This window comes from Kitasatospora sp. NPDC059571 (genome assembly GCF_042735675.1).
Lineage (GTDB): Bacteria > Actinomycetota > Actinomycetes > Streptomycetales > Streptomycetaceae > Kitasatospora.
The window spans coordinates 1-4269 of record NZ_JBHWBW010000410.1 but is presented as its reverse complement, the minus strand read 5'-3'; the positions used below and the strand labels follow the sequence as shown (position 1 = coordinate 4269).

The 4269-nt window shown below is 75.2% G+C and carries 6 protein-coding genes; 2 read left to right on the top strand and 4 right to left on the bottom strand.

Features of this window, described 5'->3' with window-relative positions:
• Nucleotides 1-227: 227 nt before the first annotated feature.
• From ACFV0G_RS31380 to ACFV0G_RS31365, 4 genes are all read right to left on the bottom strand, one after another.
• The gene (locus tag ACFV0G_RS31380; protein ID WP_380555344.1) at nucleotides 228-773 is read right to left on the bottom strand and encodes a Clp protease N-terminal domain-containing protein; all 546 of its coding nucleotides are present in this window, start codon (nucleotides 771-773) and stop codon (nucleotides 228-230) included.
• A gap of 2 nt (nucleotides 774-775) precedes the next feature.
• On the bottom strand, nucleotides 776-1009 hold the full coding sequence (locus tag ACFV0G_RS31375) for a helix-turn-helix domain-containing protein (RefSeq protein ID WP_380555342.1): 234 nt from the start codon (nucleotides 1007-1009) through the stop codon (nucleotides 776-778).
• A gap of 57 nt (nucleotides 1010-1066) precedes the next feature.
• The gene (locus ACFV0G_RS31370; RefSeq protein ID WP_380555341.1) at nucleotides 1067-1774 is read right to left on the bottom strand and encodes a phosphatase PAP2 family protein; all 708 of its coding nucleotides are present in this window, start codon (nucleotides 1772-1774) and stop codon (nucleotides 1067-1069) included.
• Between the two features lie 103 nt (nucleotides 1775-1877).
• Nucleotides 1878-2651 carry a hypothetical protein gene (locus ACFV0G_RS31365; RefSeq protein ID WP_380555340.1) on the bottom strand — a complete coding sequence of 258 codons (774 nt, stop codon included), beginning with the start codon at nucleotides 2649-2651 and terminating at the stop codon, nucleotides 1878-1880.
• A 169-nt stretch (nucleotides 2652-2820) separates the two neighbouring features.
• On the opposite strand from ACFV0G_RS31365, the gene ACFV0G_RS31360 reads away from it, so the two are divergent.
• Both ACFV0G_RS31360 and ACFV0G_RS31355 read left to right on the top strand, forming a co-directional pair.
• On the top strand, nucleotides 2821-3627 hold the full coding sequence (locus tag ACFV0G_RS31360) for a polysaccharide deacetylase family protein (RefSeq protein ID WP_380555339.1): 807 nt from the start codon (nucleotides 2821-2823) through the stop codon (nucleotides 3625-3627).
• Nucleotides 3627-4269, top strand: a 643-nt coding sequence (locus ACFV0G_RS31355; protein ID WP_380555337.1) for a YncE family protein, incomplete at its 3' end; no start/stop codon positions are given. The genes ACFV0G_RS31360 and ACFV0G_RS31355, both read left to right, overlap by 1 nt.

The following is a 4269-nucleotide window of genomic DNA, read 5'->3' as shown; positions in this document are numbered from 1 at the left end:
GGGGGGGGGGGGGGGCGGCGGGCGGGTGGGGGGGCCCCCCCTGGGGGGGCCCCACCACCCCGGCCGGCACGCCCGCGCCGTCGTCGTCACCACGCCCGCGCCGTCGTCGTCACCACGGCCGTGCCGTCGTCGTCACCACGACCCGTGCGCTCACGGTGGCATCCGCGACCTCTGCAGAACCTGAGCCCGTCACGTCACCGGGGGGAGCGGCGCGGGGCCGGGGCCGGTCAGGCGGCTTCGGCGGCGAGCAGCCGTTCGACCTCGGTCCGCAGCCGGGCCTCGTCCGCGCCCGCCTCGACCAGGACGCGGTGGCCGAGGCCCTCGCCCTCGCGGAGCAGGCCGAGCAGGATGTGGCCGGAGCCGATGGAGCGGTGGCCCAGCCGTAGGGCCTCACGCAGCGACAGCTCCAGGACCTTCTTGGCGCGCCGGGTCAGCGGGATGTGTCCGGTCTTCGGCTGCCCGGGCGTCCGGGCGTCCAGGGCCCCGGGCCCGAATCCGGCCTCGACGGCCTCCCGGACCCGTGCGAGGTCGATCCCCACCGCGGCGAGCGCGGCGTCGTCCAGCCCCGGGTCGAGCGCGGCGGAGATCCTGCGGCGCAGGTCCGCCGGGTCGAGGCCGTGGCCGTGCAGCGCCGCGTACGCGGCCCCGCTGCCCGGGTCGGCCAGGCCGATGAGGAGGTGCTCCGTGCCGAGGAACGGGTGGTGCAGCCGGCGGGCCTCGTCCTGGGCGCGTCGGACGACCGTGCGGGAGTCGCTGGTGAACCGTTCGAACATCGCTACTTCTCCCTGCCGAGAATGGTCCGGCCGCCGCCGTGCTTCTTGTGGACCGCCTGCCGGCTGACGCCGAGACAGGCGGCGATCTCCTGCCAGGTCCAGCCCAGCTGCCGGGCGTTGTCGACCTGCAGTGCCTCCAGGCGGTCGGCCAGGTCGCGCAGGGCGCGGACGGCTCGCAGCCCGACCGCCGGATCGCGGCTCCCGGCCTCCTGGGCGATCCTCACTTCGTCGCTCATGCTGTCAATGTAGGTTGACGACACCCGCCTGTCAATCATGGTTGACGGCCCCTGCGGTCAGGCGTCCTGCTGCGGCCGGGGCGGACCCTCCTGCGGGGCTGCCGCGACGGTGCTCCGGCGGGGTGGGTATCCGCCGAGTGCGGCGGCGGGTACGGCCAGGGCGAGCCACCCGGCGGCCAGCAGCCAGCCGCCCAGGATGTCGAGCGGCCAGTGGACGCACAGGTAGACGCGGCTCAGCCCGACCGCAGCGGCGAACAGGGCGGCACCCGCGACGGCCGGCCGTGCGAGGGCGGGACGGACCCGCACGATCGCCAGCGCGAGCAGACCCGCGCTGACCGCGGACGTGAAGGTGTGCCCGGAGGGGAACGAGAAGCCGGACGCCACGGTCGCCCAGTCCGCCTCCGGCGGCCTCGGGCGACCGAAGGCGTGCATCAGGCCCTGGCGCACGAGCTGGCCGACCGCCAGCCACGCCACCGGTGCCAGCAGCACGACCGCCGCGGTCCGGCGGCTCCGCGGACCGGGAACGGCCCGCAGAGTGACGCCCCCGGCCGCCAGCGCCAGGGCATAGGGCACCGCACCGGTACCCAGCGAGGTGACGGCCAGGGCCGCCAGCCTGGCAACGGTGGGTCGATGCGCGGCGCACCAGTCGATCGCGGACTGCTCGAACCCGAACGGCGCCCACGCGCGAGAGGCGAGCAGCGCGGCCAGCGCGGCGAACAGCAGCCCGGCCGCGGCCGCGACGATCCCGCACCGGCGGCCCGTCATGCGGCCGGCCCCCGACGCCGCCCGCACGCCAGGACGCGGTCCGCCCCGCCCCGGCCGGCCGGAACGCCGAGGCGCAGCAGACCCTTCGGGCCGCGGGCCACGCTCACCAGAGGTGCAGGCCGGCGCGCGGCTCGTCGGCACTGAGCGGCACCAGCAGGGCGACGACGATCACGGCCAGGGCGGCGGCCGCCGGCCCCGGTCCGAAGCCGAGACCCCCGCGGCCGGGCGCGGCCGCGATCCAGTCGGTCACCAGGGCGCCGAGAGCGAAGGTGAGCGCAAGTACCGAGCGGACCGCCACCCGGCTGAGGGAGGCCTGCCGGGGGAGCAGGCCGACGGCCGGCAGGAGCAGGCCCAAGCCGGCGATCTCCCACGCAAAGCCGCTCCCGGCCAGCCGCGCGGTCAGGTCCGCCACGGACACACCGACCATCACGGTGGTGAGGACCAGCGTCCACCCGGCGACCTCCGCCACCGGATCCCTCCCTTGCCGCTCGGTCTCGCGCCGGCCGAAGGCGATGCCGGCGGCAACCAGGGCCACCGTGCACAGGCCTGCCGACAGGGCGGAGGAGTGGAGCGCGGTGTTCAGCCGGTCGGCTGCCGCGGTGCCGGCCAGGCTGCCCACGGCCAGGGCTGCCCATGAGGCCCCGCGGCGCATCCGTGGAGTGGCGATCGCCGCCGCGACGGCACACGCCAGCGTCGGAGCGGCCGCGACCAGCGCCGGGCCGGCACCGACGTGTGCGGCTGCCCAGTCGGCACCAGCCGCCCCGAGACCCGAGACGGTGACGGCCGCGAGCCACGATTCCGCGCCCGGCGCGGTGGCCGTCGCTCCGGCCGGTGCCGGCCCGGACTGCTCGCACCCTTCGGTGCCGTCCTGCCTCATCTTCGGCAACCTCCTCGACAATCCTGTGTCTACAGAAATGTAGACGCAACCCCGGGTCGTCGCCCAGGGCAGCCGGGCACGTGTCGGGACCGCATCCCGCTGCGCCTGCCGACATCCCCGCCCGGCGGCCCGCGTTGCGGACTTTCCCCGACCGCCTATGGTCGCTGATGTGACATCCGTCGATCGACGCACGCTGCTGCGCTCGGCGGCCCTGGGCGCCGCCGCGGCGGCCGTCGCTGCCTGCAGCAGGGGTGGCGCCGCCGCACCTGCCCCCACCGCCGCGGCGCCCGCGAGCGGGCACTCCCCACCGTCCGGCCCCGACGGCGGCGGATCCCCGCCCACGACCGCCGGTGCGACGCCGGCCCTGCCGGCGGGCATGCCGTTCTCGATCACGGCCGGCCCGAGGGACCGGCCACGGGTGGCGCTCACCTTCCACGGCCAGGGCGCCCCGGACCTCACGAAGGCGATCCTCGACACGACTTCTGCCGCGGGTGCCCGCATCACCGTCATGGCGGTCGGCACCTGGCTGGACGAACAGCCCCAACTCGCCCGCTCGGTCCTGGACGGCGGGAACGAACTCGGCAACCACACCCTGACGCACGGCAACATCTCCGGGATGACCGCCGAGGCCGCGTACGCCGAGATCGCCGGCTGCGCCGACCGCCTGAAGCGGCTCACCGGATCACCCGGCCGCTGGTTCCGCCCGTCCCGGGCCGAGGCCTGCACGCCCGTTGTCGCCGCCCAGGCGCGCCGGGCCGGCTACGAGCACTGCCTCGGCTACGACCTGGACTCCCTCGACTACACGGATCCCGGCGCAGCAGCAGTGCGGCAGACGGTCCTCGACCGGGTCCGACCGGGCTCCGTGGTGAGCCTCCACCTCGGCCACCGGGGCACGGTCGAGGCACTTCCCGCCATTCTCGCAGGCTTGCGGGCCCGAGGCCTTCAGGCCGTCACTGCAACGGAGTTGTTCACTTGATGAGGACAACAGCCCCACCCCGGCGCCGGTCCGTCCCGAAGGTCCTCACCGTCGCGGCAGGGCTCGTGCTCGCGCTGCCCGCCTGCAGCTCCTCCACGGCCGGCTCCGCAGCAGGGCCGCCCGCCGCCCCACGTCCGGCCGGCACCACCGAGCAGTCGACACCGTCCGTAGCCCGGGGCGCGCTGCCCGGAATGCCGGGGCTCCTCGATCCGAACGACATCTACGCAGCGGACCGCCCCGGGCAACTGTCGCCCGTCGTCCAGGGGTTCCCGTCCCGCGTCTACGTGCCCAACACCCTGTCCGACACCGTGACCGTCATCGACCCCGCGACGTACAAGGTGATCGGAACCATCCGGGTCGGCCACCAGCCGCAGCACGTCGTCCCGTCCTGGGACCTCAAGACCCTGTGGGTCAACAACGACCTCGGCAACAGCCTCACCCCGATCGACCCGGCGACGGGCAAGGCCGGCACCCCGGTCGACGTCCACGATCCGTACAACCTCTACTTCACGCCCGACGGCAAGTACGCCGTGGTGATGGCCTCGCAGGATCGTCAGCTGGTGTTCCGGGACGCCCACACCATGCAGCAGGTCAAGGCCGTCCCGGTGGACTGCGCCGGGGTCAACCACGCCGACTTCTCGC

Excerpts from the sequence above, each read along its gene's own strand:
- ACFV0G_RS31375 (WP_380555342.1), bottom strand. The coding sequence starts at position 1,009 with ATGAGCGACGAAGTGAGGATCGCCCAGGAGGCCGGGAGCCGCGATCCG.
- ACFV0G_RS31365 (WP_380555340.1), bottom strand. The coding sequence starts at position 2,651 with ATGAGGCAGGACGGCACCGAAGGGTGCGAGCAGTCCGGGCCGGCACCG.
- ACFV0G_RS31380 (WP_380555344.1), bottom strand. The coding sequence starts at position 773 with ATGTTCGAACGGTTCACCAGCGACTCCCGCACGGTCGTCCGACGCGCC.
- ACFV0G_RS31370 (WP_380555341.1), bottom strand. The coding sequence starts at position 1,774 with ATGACGGGCCGCCGGTGCGGGATCGTCGCGGCCGCGGCCGGGCTGCTG.